This is a genomic window from Leifsonia sp. HAY1-4F, assembly GCF_056755275.1.
The window spans coordinates 1-243 of record NZ_JBNDHX010000536.1; the positions used below are offsets into that span (position 1 = coordinate 1).

Sequence of the window (243 nt, forward strand, 5' to 3'; positions counted from 1 at the left end):
CTCTATAAGGAGGCTGACCTGGTAATCCAGCCTTCTCTACTGGAGGGTTTTGGCCTGACGGCGCTGGAAGCGACAACTTGCGGCACCCCCGTGATAGCGTCGAACACCGGCGCCTTGCCCGGAGTCATTGGAGATCAAGAACTTCTCTTCGACCCAGCCGATGTGACTGACATAGCGCGGGTCATGCAGCATGCGCTGAGCGACCGCGAGGCGACAAGAGTTGCGGCCGAGAGGCAGCGGAGC

At 60.9% G+C, this 243-nt stretch carries 1 protein-coding gene; it reads left to right on the forward strand.

What is annotated here, in order from left to right; translation table 11 throughout:
* Window positions 1–54: 54 nt before the first annotated feature.
* Window positions 55–243, forward strand: a 189-nt coding sequence (locus ACPYOG_RS20420; protein WP_481295902.1) for a glycosyltransferase, incomplete at its 3' end; no start/stop codon positions are given.